Below are 15396 nucleotides of genomic sequence, written 5' to 3'. Positions count from 1 at the left end.
AGCGCTCGCTGTGAGGCGCCAAGAGAATCCGGTTTCGCGGCCGATGCCCTCAGCGCATATCGTCCAACTCGTTTAACCGCTTCAGTCAGAAAGAGAAAGCCCGGCATAGCGCCGAGCAGGCGCTTTTCGCTGTTTATTCTTATCTCCATATAAACGACTGCTGAGCTCTTATCTTGCGGAGTCGGGCTAGCCAAGTCCTAATCTGACTTAGCGTGCTGCGTATAATATATATTATGTTAAATGCAATGCGCGCCCAAGTATACATACTCGTTTGTATGCAAAGACTGTACGTAACACGCTACAATAGGCACCAAGTTTGGTTGGAGGACGGTTATAGTGGCGCGACGTACTAAGGCAGAAGCTGAGGCAACCCGGGAATCGATTCTCGATGCAGCTATCGAGGTATTCCTGGAGAAAGGCGTTTCGCGGACCACGCTGGAAATGATTGCTCGCCGCGCCGGCGTTACTCGTGGTGCTGTGTATTGGCACTTCAAGGATAAGAACGATTTGTTCACGGCGCTTGCTGAGCGAGCCCGCGCCCCTATGGCGGAATTGGCCGATAGCATCAGGGAATCCAGCGAAGGTAATGTGCTAGAAATGATTCACGAAGTTTGCCGACGCGTGCTAAAGACGTTCGTCGATAGCAAAACTCAACGCGAAATTTACACGGTACTCTGGAGTCGCTGCGAATACGTCAGCGAGATTAATCCTAGCGTTGAGCGGCAGAAAGTGCTCGATGCGGAGTCGATGGATCAACTCACAAAGGATTTCGAAACGGCGAAAGAACAAGGCTTGTTGCGGGATAGCGTTGATCCCAGAGCTGCCACTGTTGCCCTAATGTCGTTGATGAAGGGAATGAGCATACTTTGGCTCAGAGATCCGGAGCTATACGAAATGCCGCGATACGGCGAAGAAATGCTTGATTACTATTTCACCGGTATCCGGCGTCATTAGGTGATTTAGGCGTGCAAAATTCAAGGGCCCCCGCGGCTGAAGCCGCAGGGGCCCTCCTCTGAGTTGAATCGACTTTGTTTATGAGTGCTGTTCGGCCGAGTGTTGTTCAGCCAACCCTCGTTCGACAATACGCAACCGGCGTACGATATCTTCCAGCTGCGTGAACCTCACTACATTCTTGCGCCATTCTTTCAGCGGTTGCGCGGGTGTCGGCGATGCATAGACGCCTGCTTCGCGGATATTGCCGGAAACACCGGTCATGCCCATTAGCGTTACGCCATCGGCAATATCCACATGCCCGGTTATTGCCGATGCTCCGCCGATAATGCAGTTCTTGCCGATTCGGGTACTACCGGCGATAACAGTACAGCCAGCGATGACCGTGTTTTCCCCGACTCTTACGTTGTGAGCAATATGCACGAGGTTGTCGAGCTTTACACCGTCTTCAATGACGGTGTCATCTAAAGCGCCGCGATCAATCGTCGTATTGGCGCCAATATCGACCCGATTGCCAACGATGACTTTGCCTAGCTGCGGCACTTTACGCCAGCCTTCTCGCCCAGGCGCGAAACCAAAGCCATCGGCACCGATCACGACACCTGAATGGACAATAACGCCAGCACCTATTTCGCAAGCTGCGCCGATGTATACGCCTGCGGCTAACCAGGTGTCCTCGCCTATGTGCGCCCCGGCACCGATGTAGGCATTAGCGCCGATAATGGTGCCACGCCCTACTCTCGCGCCTGCCTCGACCACCGCGTTTGGCCCAACAGCTGCTTCCGGATCGACTTCGGCATCGTCTGCGATAACGGCTGACGGATGAATGCCGCCCGGCGCGGGCTGTCGGGGGTACAAATGGTTGGCTAACAGCGCGTAGGCATAGTAAGGGTCATCGACGACCAGCGCCGCCGTAGGGCAAGCTTCTGCGTGAGCGGGCTTAACGAGAACCGCTCCAGCTTGTGTTGTTCGTAACTGATCGAGATAGCGAGGGCCGGTGCAAAACGCTAACGCATCGTGCTCGGCCTTATCGAGAGCGGCCACTCGTCGTATCCGCCGTTCCGAATCGCCAACCAGGCGTGCACCGACGAGTGCCGCCAGTTCTCCTAAACTAAAACTTTCCGTGTTCATGCAGTATGCCTCCTCGGTACATCTTAGCGCGATTCGACTCTCCCTCGGAAGTCGATCTGCGCAGGGAAGCGGCTGCACCGCTCCTTTCCTTTGGAGCGGTGCAGTTGCCAGTCTAAGCGTCGTCCTCTGCCGCCGTTTCGCTCCAGCCGCCGCCGAGTGCTTTGAATAACGTTGCTGTGGCGGTCAGGCGGTCACGGTTGGCTTCTGCCAGCGCCAGCTCTGCCGATAGGAGCGCTCGTTGGGCGTCGAGTAGTTCGATGAAGCCAACCAAGCCTTCACGGTAGCGCAGTTCGGCGACGTACAAAGAGCGCCCGATAGCATCGACCTGCTCTTGAATGGCCGCCACCCGATCGCCGCTGGTCTCGTAAACGACGAGCGCATCGCGTACCTCGCGGAACGCGGTATTGACGGTGGCTTCATACCGCAGCTCCGCTTGGGAACGGATTGCTTCCGCAGTATCGACCCTCGCCCGCCCGCGCCCAAAGTCCAGCAGCGGCCCGGCAACGGAAGCGCCAAGCCCCCAGGTCATCGCATCGCCGGTAAAGAGATCCCCGGTATCAACGGCTGCGGTGCCCAATAGCGTCGTAAGGTTCAACCTCGGCAGACGAGAGGCTTGCGCTACGCCAACGCCGGCGGTTGCCGCGATAACGCCGGCTTCCGCCGCCCGGATGTCCGGCCGTCGTTCCAGTAGCTGTGACGGCAAGTAACTTGGAACACCCTCTGGCAATGCGATTTGCTCAAGCCGCTCATCGCCCAGCTCAAACTCGCGGAAGAGTTCGGCAGGCGTTAGCCCCAGCAAAGCGCCTAGCGCACCCTCCAACACCCGAACTTGCTGAATGTACGCCGGTAGCTGCGCACGAGCGGTGGCTAACTCGGATTGCGCTTGGCGCAAGGAAAGCTCGTCGGCATCGCCGGCCTCGAAGCGAACGCGTTCCAGTCGATAGGTTTCCTCGCGGGTTTCCAGTGCTTGTTTTGTGATCGCCAGTTGGCTTTGCGCTGTCCGCAGGTTGAAGTACGTTGCAACGACGTCGGCAACGACGTTGAGGCGTACGGCTTCCCGCGAGAACTGGTTCTCTTCCAAAATGGCTTCGGCGGCTTCCCGCTCGCGGGTCAAGCGACCCCACAGGTCCAGCTCGTAGCTGAGCATACCGCTAATCGAGAACAGGTTGCTCGGCGACGGCTCGAACCCTTCCAGCGGCATCGCAGCCGCCGGTTGCCGATCGCGGCTGGCTTCCGCTTGGGCGGAAAGGCTAGGCCTTTGCTCTGCCCGCGCCAAGCCGAGCCTTGCCCTCGCCTCCTCGATTCTGGCCGCTTGCAAGCGGATTTCCAGGTTGTCGTCGAGCGCCCGCCCCACCAACTGGTTAAGGACCGGGTCCTCGAACCGTTGCCACCATTCCAACCAGTCGGTGGTATCGGCCTCATCAAGCAGATGATGCTCGGGCCATTGTTCCGGCAAATCGAAATCGCGAGCCTGGTAGTCGGGGCCGACGGTAACGCATCCCGCTACCGCCAGCGACGTTGCCACCGCCAATAAGAGCTTCTTATGCATCGGCGCTTCTCCTTTCCTTACGCTGCCGACGCCACGTGGCCAAATCCTCCAACAATTTGTAGAAGAGTGGTACGAAGACAAGCGCCAGCGTGCTTGCAGCGATCATGCCGCCGACGACCACCGTCCCAAGCTCCTGCCGACTGGCAGCACCAGCGCCGGTTGCAAACAGCAACGGCAAGGAGCCGATGATGAAGGTTAATGCCGTCATCATAATGGCCCGGAAGCGTTGTTTGGCCGCGGTGCGAGCGGCTTCTTGCGAACTCAGGCCAGTCGCCCGGTTCTGTGCCGCAAATTCGACGATTAGAATGGCATTCTTAGCTGCCAAGCCAATTAACAGCAAAAGCCCGACTTGGAAGTAGATATCGTTCGGGAATCCGCGCAGTACGCTGAAGAGAGCGGCGCCGAGCACCGCAAACGGCACTGCAGAAGCGACCGCTAGCGGTAGCGTCCAACGCTCGTATTGCGCTGCCAGAATCAAGAAGACCATCAGTAAGCCTAAAGCGAAGGCGGCTGTGCCGGCACCTGCCGCGGCGTCTAACTGATAGGCTTCGCCAATCCAGCCAAGGACGGTATCTCCGTCTTCCATTTGGGCGGCAACAGCTTCCAACGCAGCTTTGGCCTGCCCCGTCGTGTAACCGGGGGCGGGGTCTGCCATCAAGCGCGCAGCCGGATAAACATTGAATCGATTAACGATATCCGCTGCATTGGTGCGTTCTAAGGTCACAAGGGAACTCAGCGGCACCATCTCGCCATACTCCGAACGTACGAAGACCCGCTGAATATCCTCCGGTTGGCTGCGGAACTCGCCTTCGGACTGTAGATTGACTTGCCAGTTACGGCCGGCATAGGTGAAGTCGTTGACGTAGAGGGAGCCGAAGGTGCTTTGCATCGCTTCGAATACCTGGTTCAACGGTACGCCTATAGCGCTGGCCTGTTCGCGGTCGACTTTCGCGCGATATTGAGGAATGCCGGTGTCCAGGGTGATTTGGACGTTGCCCAGCTCAGGCCTTTCGTTAGCCGCGGCCACAAAGCGCTGAGCTCTGGCTTCGACATCGGCCATGGTGACGTCGCCACGAACCTGCAAATACCCCTCGACCCCGCCGGTCAGGGAAAGCCCCATAATCGGCGGCGGCGTGAAGGCGAAGATATTGGCTTCCTGAATGCCAAAACCCATCCCCATTACCTGCATAGCTACGGAAGCGGCATCCTGCCCCTGCCCCGTCCGCTCATTCCAATGCGAGAGATTCACAAAGCCGGCCGCGGCGTTGGTTCGTAAGGAACCGGCAATGATGTCGAAACCGGCGAAAGCCGTGAAGTCCTGTACTTCGGGCAGGCCCAGCAGTTGTTCCGATAGCACGTCGCGGACCACTTCGGTGCGCGGTAACGAGGCGGTCGGCGGCAATTGGACGACTGCAATCGCAACGCCCTGGTCTTCTTGCGGGACCAAACCGTCGGGCATGCGAGTCAGCAAGAAACCGACGACCAACAACATGCCGGCAAATAAGCCGACACCGACGACGGGTTTCTTCAATAGCACGTCGACGGCGCTAACGAAGCCATTGGTAACGCGCTCGAAACCGTAGTTGAACCACTGGAAGATTTTAGCCGGTTCCTTCGCTTGTCGATCGAGCAGCAATGCGCACATGGCAGGCGTTAGGGTCAGCGCGACCACGGCAGAGACAACGACAGAAACGGCAATAGTCGCAGCAAACTGCCGGTAAAGTTCGCCGGTCAGTCCGCCGAGGAAAGCTACTGGCGCGAAGACAGCAACCAAAACCAGGGTAGAAGCGACTACGGCCCCTGCTACTTGCTGCATTGTCTCGATGGACGCTTCGCGTGCCTTCAAGCCTTTTTCATGCATCAAACGTTCGACGTTTTCCATCACGATGATGGCGTTGTCGACCACAATCCCGATCGCTAGTACTAGGCCGAATAGCGTGAGCAAATTGACCGAGAAACCGAGCGCCAACATGCCGGCGAAGGTGCCGATCAGGGATACCGGAATGGCTGCCAAGGGAATCAATGCCGCCCGGAAGTGCTGTAGGAAAATGAACGTCACCAGTACGACCAGCGCAAGCGCCACAAGTAAGGTGACGACCACTTCCCGTACCGATACTTCGATAAACTCGGTGGTGTCGTAGGGAATCCCGTAGCTTAACCCCTCGGGGAAACGCGTAGACATCTCTGCCAGGGCTTCCCTCACCTGCTGTGCCGTCTCTAAAGCATTAGCGCCAGGCTGTAAGTAGACACCCATCGGGACCGTCGGTTCTTGGTTATAAACCGCCGAGAAGGCATAGTTGCTGGAACCGAGTTCGACCCGCGCTATATCGCCTAAACGGAGTACGCTGCCCTCTTCGTCGGCACGTAGAATGACCCGCTCGAACTCCTCCGGGCTGCTCAGTTGACCTTCCGGAGCGACGGCAAATGTGAACGCCTGGCCTAGCGGAGCAGGCTCCGCACCGATACTGCCGGCTGCGAACTGGGCATTCTGAGAGCGAAGCGCGCCGGCAACATCGGACGGCGTGAGATCGTACTGCGCCAGCATATCCGGGCGTAGCCAGACACGCATGGAGTAGTCCTGTTCGCCGAAAAGGGACGCATCACCTACCCCGGGGATACGAACCAGCTCGTCAAGGACGTTTAATAAAGCGTAATTGCTGATTTGTAGCGTAGTGAGGCTGCCGTCCGGAGAGTACAGGACCGGTACCATCAGAATGTTAGTCGATTGGGCTTCGACACGAATGCCTTGATCGCGCACGCGTTGTGGTAGCCGTGCCAACGCCGATTGAACCCGGTTATTGACGTTGATGGCCGCCTGGTCTGGGTCGGTACCCAGTTCGAAAGAAATCGAAATCTGGATATAGCCGGCGTCGGTACTCGTTGACTCCATGTAGATCATGTTGTCGACGCCGTTGATTTCCTGCTCCAGAGGGGCGGCGACCGAGTTGGCCATTACTTCGGCACTGGCACCGGGGTAGATTGCTGTGACAACCACCTGCGGCGGTGCTACGTCCGGGTATTGCTCGACCGGCAGAACGCGCAATGCCGCGGCGCCAAGCAGGACGATAATAATGGATATGACCGACGAAAAAATCGGTCGATCAATAAAGAACCTAAGCATTAGTCCTCCCGCCCGTTGCGGACAGTGGGCGTAACCGGAGCGCCGTCGCGCAGCGCGACATGCCCGTTAACGACCAATTTATCGCCGTTTTCCAACCCGCTTAAGATCACGCGCTTACCGTCGACAACCGGCCCAACTTCGACGGGTTGTTCGCGGACCGTTCCTTCCTCGGTGAGGATGAAAACGCGAGGGCCTTGGCGGCCTTGGCCGACCACTTGCTCTTCGACTAAGAACACATTCTCCAACTGCTGGATCGGCATCCGGATGCGGACGAACTGGCCTGGCGTGAGTTCGTTGTTGTCGTTCGCGAACACGGCCCTTGCCGAAACATTGCCGGTTCTCGGATCGATCGTGCTATCGGTGAAATTAACGATGCCTTTCTCGCCATAAGTCGAACCGTCGGAGAATAACAAGGTGGCCTCGACTTGCTGAACGTCGCCTTGGCCGGCCATCGCAGCACGAACCATGCGTTGGGTGGCCGCGTCACTCGGGGGAAGTGCGAAATGGACGTGTATGGGGTTGTGCTGTGTGACTGTTGTCAGCAGCGTGCCGCGATCGATCAAACTGCCTTCCGGCAGGCTTTCCAGCCCGGTCGGGCCGGCTACCGGCGCCCTCACAATGGTGTAACTCAAGTCCAACTGAGCCTGCGCCAAACTGGCTTCGGCCAAAGCAAACTGTGCTTGCGCAAGCTCCCGCTGGGAGAGCGCCTGATCCCGCTCCCGCTCGCTAATCGCGTTACGCTCGAACAGCGAAGAAATACGCCGCCATTCGCGGTCGGCCTGATTTAGGCTTGCGCGTGCGTTAGCAAGCTCAGCCTCGGCTCGCTTGACAGCGATTTCATAAGGTTGACGCTCAATTCTAAAAAGCGGATCACCCGCTTCGAGGAACTGGCCTTCGGAATACAAACGTTCTTCCAGGGTACCGCCGACCCGCGCCCGTACCTCGACTTGCCGCGAACCCCGTGCACGCCCGGCGTATTCGCCGGTGACCTGAACATTTTGCGCGGTAACTTCTGCAACTGTAACAGGTGGTGGCGGCGGTCCTTGGTTCGCTCCGCCAGAGCCCTCGCCCTGGCCGCAGCCTATCAGGCCTATGCCTAGGAGTAGGGATAGGGAGAGTCCTCTCAGACCCGCGAAAACATTAAACGGCGCTCGCATTAAACAACCTCCCGGCGGGCAATATGCAGGCATGGAGTCCCTTTCGGATTTAAGGATACAAACACGCACGTATGTTAAACCTTCTTGTGATGCTGTCAATAAGTACGTCGTTCTTAAGCGATGCTTTTCGACACGTTTGTGGTAGACGCGGTTGGAATGGCTGCCCTTAGCGCGCTGTTAAGCACCCCTATGCGGGGTTGTCTGCGAGCCGATCGATTGTGCACGGAGTAAGAGCCGCGAGATAACAGCGAGCACCGGCAGCTCCATTAATGGCCCGACAACCAGAACCAGGGCAAGTAATGGCCAATCTGGAAAGGCGACCACGGCGATGGCGAGTGCGACCGGCGAGTTCCTTGCCAAACAACTAAAGCACAGTGCGACCCGCTCAGGGTAACGATAACCGGCTCGGCAGGATATCGTGTGTACCAGCCATAACGTTGCGCCGAAAAACATGAGCAGCGGAATAAGCAGCCGCACGACCGAATCGATGTGCGCGAAAAGCAATTGGCCATGAGCCGCGAAGAGCGCAACGATGGCCAAGTTTAAGCAGAGAAGTTGTAGATACCCCAGCCTACTTGCTGCCGTCTCCGTCTCTATGTGCGTTTTCCCTAACCATCGGCAGAGTATCGCCAAAGCGAGTGGAATGCCTATTACTAAGGCGAAGCCGGTTATCAGCTCGCTGGCGTTATAGACGATGGTCGTATCGAGAATAAACCCAAGATAAACAGGAAGCAGCAGAAGTTGCAAGACTAAATGCCACGGTAACAAGACGGTAGCCAAACGTACATTGCCGCGACTTAATGCAGTAAATATCAAGTACCAATCGGTACACGGCGTGACCAACAGCATCACGAAGCCTAGCCACAGCTGCGGATGATCCCTAAGAAATAGCCAGCCGACGGCGTAAGCGAAAACCGGCGCCCAAATGAAATTGAATACGAGTGCTAAGCTCAGGAAGCGGATTTGCCTGGAGGCCGCCCTGAGGGACTCTAAGGGTACCCTAACGAATACTGCCCAAAGCATGAGCAATAAAAGCGGTGTAATCAGAAGCTCTGCACGGGCAGCGATAGGCTGGGCGTGGCCTAAGGCCACGCCCAGCAGTGCTGCGGCCATAATGACAAGCGGCTGCAGCTTCTCAAAGGCGGTCATCGGCGAATAGCGGCTCGGTAGGTAAGCTCTACGGTTTCATGGGCCGGAACAGCGATGCGCCAACGGGCAGTATGTGCTCGGGCTAATTCATGGGGTCCGCTTTCATCGAGGATTTCCCAGTCGCCACGGAAGTTTTCTTCGATGGTAACCGCGACTTCTCGGTCCCGGGCATTACTTACTTGGATACGCCATTCATATTCGGCTCCCTCTTCGCCCAGGTCCCGATAAGCGGTTTGTCGCCGCTCGCCAACTACATCGAAGCTTCGACCTACCGGGCTTTCCCATTGGCTCCGGAGCCAAGGCGGGAATGTGCACTTCGCCCAGCAATTGCTCGCCGTTGGTTTCGATGGCTTCGTAGATGCGAGCGATGCCCGCCGGTAAGGCTCGGCCAAGGTTCGGCGAACTATTGTCGAGGTGCAGCCAAAGCTCGGCGTTCTGTCTCACCTCGGTGCGTTGTGAGCGGCTGCCCTCCCCGATCAAACGATACTCGAGTTGAACGGGCACCCCGTCATTGGCAAATAAGCGAACCTGTTTCCGCTCTCCGTCCGCCAAGCTAATCGGCTCTGGTAAATCGTAGCGGCGATAACTACTGCCTGAGACGTGAAACTCGGCTTCCGCCGAGTGGGCGCGCATCGTCTCAGCCCGCATTGCTGGCATAGGCCGAGCGGCTTGATAAGGCTCGCCGGCGATTAGAGCGATGGTTGCGTTTTCAAAGTCGACCCCACTGCGATTGTGTAAGCTTGCCCAGGCATCCAGATCAAGGCGCCCGCGGTCAGGGTGTAAGCGAGCGTTATAGGAAGCTTCCCAGCCTAGGCCCCCTGTTAAGTAGGACAGCTCCAGCGCCTGCGGTCCGCGTGTTTCGCTTATCAGTCCTAATAACACGGTAGGAGTAACGAAGGTGTTTTTTTCTATCGGTAAGCGCGGTCGCCAAGGAGAGTGGTCGTCGCCAATCTCAATGCTATCGCCAATGCGATAGATCGGCGTGCCGTTACTGAGGGCTAACAGCTGCGCTTCGACCTCCGTGGTGCGCCCTGTTTCGGTGTGATGCTGAATTAGGGTAATAGGTCTTCCGACGTAGCGCTCAAGTAGCCGCTCCGGCGTCCCGGCGTCGTAAGCAAAACGCTGCTCCCGTAGAACGAACGGGCCGTCCGCTCTAATGCTGTCGGCAACCAGCTCTCGGCTAACATCGCCCACAGCCAGCACCTGCTCGCCCGGCGCCAGTTCCACGGTTCTGCCTTCGCGTACTAAGCTCAACCCGTTGCTATACAAAGTCAGGTCAAGGTCAACGCGATCGACTGCCGTGCTTTCAATATCGGCAGCCGTTGCCAATCCCGACACGAGCATTACTACGCCGATTGCGCCAATGCCCCAGCGTGTTCTTCGCATATCCTTTCTCCAGTTGTGCTTGTTCGATTTTGGTAGGATAACGCGATTAACGGCCGCCGCGACGTAAAAAGAAAGTAAAGTGTGCCGCCTTCTTCTATAAACCCGCGCGTGAGGCGTCCTGGTTAAACTCCCACTCTCGGCTGCTGTATTCCCCCGCCGGTACGTCCAGTAACAGCCAGCGCATGAATATGGCCACTTTCTCTGCGGGAATGAGCAAGCCTTCTTGTTTCAGGCTAATAAAACGTGCGACGGCCGGGAAATGTTCTGCGGGCTGTTCGCGGATGAAGTCTTGCATCGGCGTGTCGACGACACCTGGCCGTACGCTACCAACCGCAATATCCGCATCTTCCAGTTCATCCCGCAACACTTGATAAAGCATATAGAGGGCCGCTTTGCTCGTGCAGTACGCCCCCCAACCCTGATAGCCGTTATGGGCGGCTCCGGAGGATACGTGCAGTACACGCCCACCTGCGAGACGGTCTAACAGCCGCTGCGTTAAGAATAATGGGGCCTCGACGTTGATCGCTTGGCTCTGACGCCAGTCTTTCAGCGTTACTTGGGATAAAGGCCCGATGGGGGCGATCACGCCCGCATTATGCACAAGCGCCTGTAGCCGTGCTTTATTCGGCAATGCCTCTGCCACGGCCTGACGGCCTTCTTCGGTGGCAATATCGGCAGCTACCAACCTAATAGCATCGGGGGCATGCGCTTGCACTTCCCGTAGCGCTTGTTCGCGTCGACCAACAATTAGGACAGATAGTCCTTTTGCCGCCAGCTCTAGCGCTAGTGCACGGCCTATGCCAGAACCACCACCTGTTACTACAGCCCATCCCGTCATGCGATTCTCCCTCGGCTTATCATCGAGTCTGCAGCATAGCGAACTTGAGGGATTCTTGTCCCGACTCTGCGGGCGCCACCGGCCGCAGAGCGCTGGGTTTAGTCTTGAGCGTCTTCCGCCGGGTTAGTCGCGGCGTTTTCCGTGCGTGCCAACTGCTCTTCGCTGATGCCGGCCAATTCGATAATGGCCACATCTCGCGTTACTGGCTGATAGCGGTGTCGGTTGAATGCGGCGATGCGCTCTACCTGAGATTGAGTGATGGTCGATTGCAACCGTAGCTCGGTATCCTCTGCAAGTTGCAACTGCTGTAGCGGAACTGTGATCTCATGCTCGCCTAAGCCCATGAATCCCCCCGTTGCCACGACGGCATATAGCCCCCCGCCTTGATCGTCCTGAACGATGTCGTTGACGTAACCTAAGCGTTCGTTCGAGAGGTTAACGACATCCCGGCCAATTAATTCCTCCGCAGTCATTTCGACAACGCTGGCGTCGAAGGCGTGTCGCTCGACAAGCGTTAGTTCGGCATTGCTTGGAAAGGATACTTGATCGAGGGGGCGATCAATGGCGTATGCAGCGCTAGCGCTACCAGCGGCGATCAACGCTATTACCGCTGGTGCCGTCCTTAGTCGGCGCCGCCAGTCTCTGGCCATCGCGCTCCTCCCATTACGGTATGTTGCTTTTCTCTGTTTCCTTAGGGGCGGAATTGCGCCATGACAAGGCTGTTCTAGTACGCCTTCGCTTGAAAATACTCCATCTAGCTTCGCCAGCGGGTGCAAAGCCCCTGCCGGCCAGGATTAGCCCGTTCGATAATCCTGGTATAATGGCGATATCTTCTCAGAGGGTGCGTAGCTCGCCGGCTATGCACCTTTCCCGGATCGTTCACTTAGGTTTTTTGTCTGCGCTATGCAAATTGGCCCCTACACATTACGCAATTCCCTTATCCTCGCGCCAATGGCCGGAGTAACCGATCTACCCTATCGAGAGCTATGCCGTCGCTTAGGGGCCGGGATGGCGGTTTCGGAAATGGTCGCGTCTAATCCGGCGTTGTGGGATACCCAGAAGTCGCGCTTGCGGATAGTGCATGGCAATGAGCCGGAACCTCGCAGCGTACAAATCGCTGGCAGCGACCCAAGCATGCTCGCTGATTGTGCTCGGTATAATGTCGAGCAAGGCGCCCAAATTATCGATATTAATATGGGCTGCCCGGCTAAGAAGGTTTGCCGAAAGGAAGCGGGGTCGGCCTTGTTGGCCGACGAGCGATTGGTAGAGCGGATTTTAACGGCTACTGTTGGCGCGGTGGGCGTGCCGGTAACGCTTAAGATCCGAACGGGTATATCCCCGGAACGGCGTAACGGCGTGCGGATAGCGAAGATTGCCGAAGCGTGCGGGATCTCGGCGCTGGCGGTGCACGGGCGAACCCGGGCGGATGCCTATCGCGGTCAGGCCGAATACGAGACGATTCGAGCGATTAAGCAAGCGGTACGAATTCCCGTATTAGCCAATGGCGACATAGACTCCGCAGAAAAAGCCGCGGAGGTACTTCGAATAACGGGCGCCGACGGCTTATTGATCGGCCGAGCCGCCCAGGGGCGGCCGTGGATATTCAGGGAAATCGATCATTTCCTCCGTACTGGCGAGCGGCTTCGCGAGCCGGATATCGAAGAAGTGGCTACCATCATGCTCGGACACATAGCGCATCTGCATCGGTTCTATGGAGAGTATCAAGGCTTGCGTGTCGCGCGGAAACATATCGGTTGGTACCTCAATACTCAGCCTAACGGCGCCGAGGTTCGGCGTCGCGTAGTCCGCGTCGACTCGGCGGAAGAACAGCTTGGGCTGCTACGGGAGTATTTTGGGCGTCAAATTAACGCATACAGCGAAAGCTCTGATGTCGCCTCCCGTACAACAGCGCTGGCTACGTATTAGGCTTCGAGCAAGCTACTACGCCTTCGATTATGGGCTGGTTCGGAATGCTTCCTCGCGTTCAACCTGACGATAGAGTATTTGGGATAAGTCGTTAAGCTCCTCAGCTAGAATCTCTAGGATATCGTCCACGGTAAGAATGCCCACCAACGCCCCTTCCGAATCGACAACCACAACGCGGCGTACACCGCTTCGCCGCATCTTCGCCGTCGCGTCGGGTAAATCTTCGCGTTCGTCGACAGTTACCAAGTCAGTGCTCATCAGATCGCCGGCCGTTATTTGCAGTGGATCGACATTCACTGCCATAACTTCGATGACCACATCTCGATCGGTCACCATACCAACCGGAACCTGTTTGCCGTCGATTTGCTTGACGACGACCACATCTCCGACATGATAGCCGCGCATTAGCTCGGCTACGGTCTGTACCGACTCTTCTGCTCGAACGATAACGACCTCTCGGTTACACAGTTCCGATACCGCCATGAACGCGATCTCCTTTCCGGACTCCTTCAAGCTTAGATTTGCCGACTAAGCGCGCGAGTGCCACTGTGGTTATTCCACAGCGAGTGGGTGCAAACCCGTCTGGGATGTCTGCGGACCCGCCTGTAGTGCCTGTATCCAGTTACTCCTTAGGCTGGAATCCACTTCAGAAAAGCATAACAACTCCTTATCCGTTAAAGGGTCGCAATGAGAAAGCTGATGTTCTAATACATCGATGTCAGCTTCCGATACCTGCTCATCCAGCGCCCGCTGTTTCAGTCGGCGGCGCAGTTCGTCGGGCTTCACGACACAGCCGACGATCACAAACGCTACGTTTGCCCGGTGCGCCAAATGCGCCGCTGCAATGCGTTGTCGGTATTGTAAGAATGAGGCATCGATGACGACCGGAAAACCGGCCCCGAGCAACGACTCTGCCAACTCGAACATATGTCGGTAAGTTTTGTCGGTCGCCTCCGGCGTATACAAACCTTGGTTAAGGGCGGAGCCGCTTTGTGTCTCTGCCGAGAGGCCGCCGAGGCGTTTCCGCTCGATGTCGGCGCGCAGCCAAATGAATCCCGCGTGTTCGGAGAGCTGCCGCGCGAGCGTGCTTTTCCCGGATGCCGACGGCCCGTGGGTGATGACTAGCTGCGGCCAGCCAGGATCGGTATAAGCGGCCGCCTGGTGTAAGTAGTTCAGAGCCTCGCTCCGATTGCTACCCTCCGCATCTTCCGCTAGCTGCTGCGCTCGGAGAAGGTTGACTTTAGCCCGCACGAGGGCGCGATGGCATTGGTAAAAGCGCAGCGCTGTCAGGCCTGCGTAGTCGCCCGTACGTTGAAGATAAGCATTTAAAAACAGTCCAGAAAAACAATTCGCTTGCCTGTGTTCTAGGTCCATCGTCGTGAACGCGACTTCATCGATAACGTCCAACCAACGTAGTAACGGGTCGAACTCGATGGCGTCGAATACCACTAATTCATTGCTAGCGGCCAGTAGCGCAACATTGCCTAGGTGGAGATCGCCGTGACACTCTCGGACATATCCGTGAGCTTGCCGCTCTTCAAACCAGGCCGCCAAACATTCGCGTTGCCTGCTAAGAAACTCCTCAGCGCGTTTAAATGCAATGCGTTCCGCCGGCATATCGGTAGCCAGCAGTTCGTTAAGCTCGGCAAGATTATCGGTAACGGGCCGCAGGCGTTGCTCCGCCTGTAATGCCGTATCTGTCTCGTCTGCCCGCGCAGCCCGCCGATGAAAGAGCGCAATACAATCCGCTAGGCGAGTTACCGCGTCGGGTAGAAGCTCGCCGGCAGCCAATCGGCAATCGAGTAACGCCTGCTGCGGGAAGCGTCGCATCTTTAGCGCGTAGTCGAGGACCTTCCCTTCTCCCTCTACCGCGACCTCGTTCCCGCTGTTAACGATGGGAACGACTCCAAGATACCACTCAGGCGCTAAACGACAGTTGAGCCGGTGTTCTTCGACGCAATAATGTTGCCGTTTGGCAAGGGTGGAAAAGTCTAGGAATGGCAGACGTATCGGCTTTTTGATTTTGTACGCGTAAGCACCGGCTAACAATACGGTGGATATATGCGTTTCTATGACGTCAACCGTGGTCGCGGGATGCTTGTAGCAGCTTGGCGAGCGCAACGCGGCGACCAACCTAGTATGGGCCTCTAGCAGAGCCTCCATCGTCACGCCCCGAGTTTGCATCGGC

General features: G+C 57.1%; 12 protein-coding genes. 2 read left to right on the top strand and 10 right to left on the bottom strand.

Features of this window, described 5'->3' with window-relative positions; genetic code table 11:
* Positions 1-336: 336 nt before the first annotated feature.
* Positions 337-954 carry a TetR family transcriptional regulator gene (locus CAI21_RS11125; RefSeq protein ID WP_116302354.1) on the top strand — a complete coding sequence of 206 codons (618 nt, stop codon included), beginning with the start codon at positions 337-339 and terminating at the stop codon, positions 952-954.
* Between the two features lie 78 nt (positions 955-1032).
* Here the strand turns inward: CAI21_RS11125 and lpxD are convergent, their stop codons facing one another.
* The 8 genes from lpxD to CAI21_RS11085 form a co-directional block, all read right to left on the bottom strand.
* Entirely contained in the window at positions 1033-2082 is a 1050-nt protein-coding gene (gene lpxD, locus CAI21_RS11120; protein WP_116302353.1) for a UDP-3-O-(3-hydroxymyristoyl)glucosamine N-acyltransferase, read from the bottom strand.
* Between the two features lie 112 nt (positions 2083-2194).
* Positions 2195-3631 carry an efflux transporter outer membrane subunit gene (locus CAI21_RS11115; RefSeq protein ID WP_116302352.1) on the bottom strand — a complete coding sequence of 479 codons (1437 nt, stop codon included), beginning with the start codon at positions 3629-3631 and terminating at the stop codon, positions 2195-2197.
* Positions 3624-6752: an efflux RND transporter permease subunit gene (locus CAI21_RS11110; protein ID WP_116302351.1), complete on the bottom strand. Its 3129-nt coding sequence runs from the start codon at positions 6750-6752 to the stop codon at positions 3624-3626. The genes CAI21_RS11115 and CAI21_RS11110 overlap by 8 nt, the downstream gene beginning before the upstream one ends.
* Entirely contained in the window at positions 6752-7909 is a 1158-nt protein-coding gene (locus CAI21_RS11105; protein ID WP_116302350.1) for an efflux RND transporter periplasmic adaptor subunit, read from the bottom strand. Before CAI21_RS11105 ends, CAI21_RS11110 begins: the two co-directional genes overlap by 1 nt.
* A gap of 177 nt (positions 7910-8086) precedes the next feature.
* Positions 8087-9058 (bottom strand): arsenic resistance protein, encoded by a 972-nt coding sequence (locus CAI21_RS11100; RefSeq protein WP_116302349.1) that lies wholly within the window; start codon positions 9056-9058, stop codon positions 8087-8089.
* A 192-nt stretch (positions 9059-9250) separates the two neighbouring features.
* Positions 9251-10444 carry a DUF4139 domain-containing protein gene (locus tag CAI21_RS11095; protein ID WP_116302348.1) on the bottom strand — a complete coding sequence of 398 codons (1194 nt, stop codon included), beginning with the start codon at positions 10442-10444 and terminating at the stop codon, positions 9251-9253.
* Between the two features lie 94 nt (positions 10445-10538).
* On the bottom strand, positions 10539-11282 hold the full coding sequence (locus tag CAI21_RS11090; protein WP_116302347.1) for an SDR family NAD(P)-dependent oxidoreductase: 744 nt from the start codon (positions 11280-11282) through the stop codon (positions 10539-10541).
* 98 nt (positions 11283-11380) lie between these two features.
* The gene (locus CAI21_RS11085; protein WP_116302346.1) at positions 11381-11932 is read right to left on the bottom strand and encodes a PRC-barrel domain-containing protein; all 552 of its coding nucleotides are present in this window, start codon (positions 11930-11932) and stop codon (positions 11381-11383) included.
* A gap of 253 nt (positions 11933-12185) precedes the next feature.
* Here CAI21_RS11085 and dusB point away from each other — a divergent pair, with 253 nt between their 5' ends.
* On the top strand, positions 12186-13208 hold the full coding sequence (dusB, locus tag CAI21_RS11080) for a tRNA dihydrouridine synthase DusB (protein ID WP_116302345.1): 1023 nt from the start codon (positions 12186-12188) through the stop codon (positions 13206-13208).
* Positions 13209-13235: 27 nt separating this feature from the next.
* On the opposite strand, the gene CAI21_RS11075 is transcribed toward dusB, so the two are convergent.
* The gene (locus CAI21_RS11075; protein WP_116302344.1) at positions 13236-13691 is read right to left on the bottom strand and encodes a CBS domain-containing protein; all 456 of its coding nucleotides are present in this window, start codon (positions 13689-13691) and stop codon (positions 13236-13238) included.
* 69 nt (positions 13692-13760) lie between these two features.
* A complete protein-coding gene (locus CAI21_RS11070; protein WP_116302343.1) occupies positions 13761-15392 on the bottom strand; it encodes a bifunctional aminoglycoside phosphotransferase/ATP-binding protein in 1632 nt (543 codons plus the stop codon).
* Positions 15393-15396: the final 4 nt, after the last annotated feature.

This window comes from Alkalilimnicola ehrlichii (genome assembly GCF_003399765.1).
Classification (GTDB): domain Bacteria; phylum Pseudomonadota; class Gammaproteobacteria; order Nitrococcales; family AK92; genus AK92.
The sequence above is the reverse complement of the archived record's forward strand: the minus strand, read 5'-3'. Positions and strand labels throughout refer to the sequence as shown.

Coding starts and splice junctions, on each gene's coding strand:
- lpxD (WP_116302353.1), bottom strand. CDS start 2,082: ATGAACACGGAAAGTTTTAGTTTAGGAGAACTGGCGGCACTCGTCGGT.
- CAI21_RS11115 (WP_116302352.1), bottom strand. CDS start 3,631: ATGCATAAGAAGCTCTTATTGGCGGTGGCAACGTCGCTGGCGGTAGCG.
- CAI21_RS11110 (WP_116302351.1), bottom strand. CDS start 6,752: ATGCTTAGGTTCTTTATTGATCGACCGATTTTTTCGTCGGTCATATCC.
- CAI21_RS11105 (WP_116302350.1), bottom strand. CDS start 7,909: ATGCGAGCGCCGTTTAATGTTTTCGCGGGTCTGAGAGGACTCTCCCTA.
- CAI21_RS11100 (WP_116302349.1), bottom strand. CDS start 9,058: ATGACCGCCTTTGAGAAGCTGCAGCCGCTTGTCATTATGGCCGCAGCA.
- CAI21_RS11095 (WP_116302348.1), bottom strand. CDS start 10,444: ATGCGAAGAACACGCTGGGGCATTGGCGCAATCGGCGTAGTAATGCTC.
- CAI21_RS11090 (WP_116302347.1), bottom strand. CDS start 11,282: ATGACGGGATGGGCTGTAGTAACAGGTGGTGGTTCTGGCATAGGCCGT.
- CAI21_RS11085 (WP_116302346.1), bottom strand. CDS start 11,932: ATGGCCAGAGACTGGCGGCGCCGACTAAGGACGGCACCAGCGGTAATA.
- dusB (WP_116302345.1), top strand. CDS start 12,186: ATGCAAATTGGCCCCTACACATTACGCAATTCCCTTATCCTCGCGCCA.
- CAI21_RS11075 (WP_116302344.1), bottom strand. CDS start 13,691: ATGGCGGTATCGGAACTGTGTAACCGAGAGGTCGTTATCGTTCGAGCA.
- CAI21_RS11070 (WP_116302343.1), bottom strand. CDS start 15,392: ATGCAAACTCGGGGCGTGACGATGGAGGCTCTGCTAGAGGCCCATACT.